Here is a 2857-nt window from a genome sequence, read left to right as displayed (position 1 = left end):
ACCGTAGGTACCATCTGACAGTAAGAAGAATAATATCGGGTTGATAATGTTTCCACTTGAATAAATTTTGCTTTTCCATACTGATCACGCCCCTTTTTAGAGTAATAGTATCAGTATGTCCAAGTTTGGGAGATTACTGCAGATATTTTGAGGTTTTTGCACCAGAACCGGATTTTATATGTAAGGGCTATTTTTATGCCTAGAAACAACTAGCACCACGGGTTTTTTAAATTCTTTTAATGATTTATTACTTGGAAGGGGCTTAGGAGGGGCTTGGATATTAATGTTACAATATGGTAAAAAAGTACGATTTTGTATTTTTATGATGAAATTTATACGTTATAATACAAAAGTAGTAAAAAATTCCAAAAAGGGGATGTGTGGCATGAAATTAAAAAACGTGGTTCAAACATGTGCGCTGGCTGCAGCTGTGAGTGTAGGAGTAACAGCGTTTGCGCCTTCTTTTGCGCAGGCGGAGGCGGAGTCAGAGACAGAGAAAGGTTCCCAGAAGTTAGTACAAGCTTTAAAAGCATTGCATGTGGACCGGGTGGATTATTTGTATGCGTATATTCAGTCGGTGAATTTGACAGATCAAGAGTTTAATAAGATTCTTGCGAATTCGGAGCGTGTTTTGGAGATTTTGGGAAGCACAGAGGATGTAACGCAGTTAACGAATGCACAGAAGGCAGAAGCGGTGCGCCTGTTCCTTGAGAGTGCACAGCTCGCTCATTTGCAGGTGACGTTCGTTGATGCGAAGGGCAATCCGATTGATGCGGCAAATTATAAGTTCAATTCCAATTTAAAGATTCAATTAAAGGATTTGAACGGTAAACTGTTAGCGACTATCGATCCGAAAATCGATTATTTAACACCAAAAGGCCTTAAAGATATGATGAAGGCTTTGAAAACGGCTGTACAAGCCAAGAAGGATTTGAATAAGTCCGGTAAGTTCGTTCCTATGCCAAATGGAACATTGCCAAACACTGCGTCTCAAGACCCTACATACATTGCTTTAGGTACGTTATTGTTCGCGCTTGGCGGTCTTGCGTTAGTTCCGGCTGTACGTATGACACGCAAAGCGGAGCCAGTTAAGGCGTAAGCTCTTACATATGAAAAAGCTTAAAAGCAAATGGAGATGGGTGATTCTTGGAATCCCCATTTCTCTTATGTTATTGGGTGCAGGTATTGTAGCGTATTTTGGCTGGGATATGACGAAGCAAACAGTTTTATTGGCGAAGGCGGTTGTAAAGCCGTATGAGCCGGAAAACCCGAATCGGGAGTTTGAGCAAGAACAGCTATGGTCGAAGCTGCCGGCGCCGGGTGAGAAGCTTGGAGACCTAAAGATTGCATCTTTAGATGCCAGTTGGCCGGTTGTGCAAGGTACGCATGAGGAAGAGCTGAAGCAAGGTGTCGGCCACTTTGCGGGAAGCACACTGCCTGGTCAGGGCGGACATGTTGTGTTGAGCGGCCACCGCGATACGGTATTCCGTAAGTTGGAGCACTTGAAGAAGGGCGATAGGATTAGCTTTACTACGCCTTACGGAGAGTTTGTTTATGAAGCGACGGACTTTAAGATTACACATGCGAATGATGAAAATATTATTGTTCCGACAGATTATGAAACGCTGACGCTGACGACGTGTTATCCGTTTGATTATATTGGAGATGCACCGGATCGTTTTATTGTGTATACGAAGCTGGTGTCTCAGCCGAAAACGGAGAAGAAATAAGGGGAAGCTCGCGCTTGTCAGACAGGCGGGGGCTTCTTTTCTATATCTATATAAGTTCATATTAAAGAATCGACATCTGTGTAAGGCTTGAAAAAACTGTACATACTGCTCCTAAGGACATCTCTTTCAAAGGAGCGGTATACAATGAAGCGATTAACGATTACAAACACACACAGTTGGACGGTACGACATTACGAAAAAAAGAACGGATGGTGAAAGATGGATTGCTTCATCAACGCATAAAAGCGGTTCGCCTTGTCATGGAAGGATATCTCGGAAAAGAAGTTTCTGCTATCCTGAATATCCATCGTCAATCCGTTGCCAGTTACATTAAGTCATTCAACGAAGGCGGTTTACCGGAATTGCTTACGCGTAGGGTGCCGTCAGGAAAAGCTCCTTATCTTTCAACGGAACAACAGGCCGAATTAAAGCGAATCATTCTAGAAAGTACACCAGAAAAGGAAGGAATGGGTATGTACACGTCATGCGAAGCTTCTTCGTCCATTTTTAGAAGAACATCAACATCGCCTCTTTCTCATCTTTCTGCCACCCTATTCGCCGGAGCTCAATCCGATTGAACGAATATGGGATTGGTTAAAAGAAGCTGTTATCTTGAACCGCTTTCACAAAGATTAAGAAGCAATCCAACAATCTATTACATCTTTTATAGAATGGAGTTTACCGGGAAAATTTTAAAACGTCTGGGCTACACGGCTTGAGAGGTCGAAACTTCAAAACTTCAAAGTAAACTTATATAGTAGTTCTTTTCTTTCTTTAGATCTTTAATGATTTATTACTTGGGATAGGTTTGGTAGGGGCTTGTAAAGCAGTTTATTGTGTTTGGTAAGTTCGATTTGAGCCGCTTGAGTTAGATATTATGAAAAACATAGGGTGAATTTACAATTTATAAAGGAACCCTATATTAACGTCAATTACACTGGTGAAAGTACAAATGATGTCATTCAAAGCGCAATTCAAAAAGCAACCCTTACAATATTATCAGCATTTGCAGAAAAAGAGCGTATTGATATTAAACAACGCCAAGCTGAAGGAATTGCTCTTGCTAGAAAACAAGGAAAACACTTAGGGCGTCCTCCTGTCGAAATAACAGAAGAATTTATTGAAGC

General features: G+C 41.4%; 2 protein-coding genes and 4 pseudogenes. 5 read left to right on the top strand and 1 reads right to left on the bottom strand.

The window, feature by feature from the left end:
• A pseudogene (locus ACFQZ1_RS10805) lies at positions 1-79 on the bottom strand (IS6 family transposase); the annotation flags it as partial.
• Between the two features lie 204 nt (positions 80-283).
• On the opposite strand from ACFQZ1_RS10805, the gene ACFQZ1_RS10800 reads away from it, so the two are divergent.
• The 5 genes and pseudogenes from ACFQZ1_RS10800 to ACFQZ1_RS10780 all read left to right on the top strand — a co-directional run.
• Entirely contained in the window at positions 284-1099 is an 816-nt protein-coding gene (locus ACFQZ1_RS10800; protein ID WP_377882207.1) for a cell wall anchor protein, read from the top strand.
• A 10-nt stretch (positions 1100-1109) separates the two neighbouring features.
• Positions 1110-1730 (top strand): class D sortase, encoded by a 621-nt coding sequence (locus ACFQZ1_RS10795; protein WP_377882206.1) that lies wholly within the window; start codon positions 1110-1112, stop codon positions 1728-1730.
• A gap of 209 nt (positions 1731-1939) precedes the next feature.
• Positions 1940-2092 (top strand): annotated as a pseudogene (locus tag ACFQZ1_RS10790) (helix-turn-helix domain-containing protein); the annotation flags it as partial.
• A 121-nt stretch (positions 2093-2213) separates the two neighbouring features.
• Positions 2214-2357 (top strand): annotated as a pseudogene (locus ACFQZ1_RS10785) (transposase); the annotation flags it as partial.
• 243 nt (positions 2358-2600) lie between these two features.
• Positions 2601-2857 (top strand): annotated as a pseudogene (locus ACFQZ1_RS10780) (recombinase family protein); the annotation flags it as partial.

The sequence above is a fragment of the Bacillus sp. CGMCC 1.60114 genome, from assembly GCF_042676365.1.
Lineage (GTDB): Bacteria > Bacillota > Bacilli > Bacillales > Bacillaceae_G > Bacillus_A > Bacillus_A rhizoplanae_A.
This window is presented reverse-complemented; position numbering and strand designations above follow the sequence as displayed.

Excerpts from the sequence above, each read along its gene's own strand:
- ACFQZ1_RS10800 (WP_377882207.1), top strand. The coding sequence starts at position 284 with ATGTTACAATATGGTAAAAAAGTACGATTTTGTATTTTTATGATGAAA.
- ACFQZ1_RS10795 (WP_377882206.1), top strand. The coding sequence starts at position 1,110 with ATGAAAAAGCTTAAAAGCAAATGGAGATGGGTGATTCTTGGAATCCCC.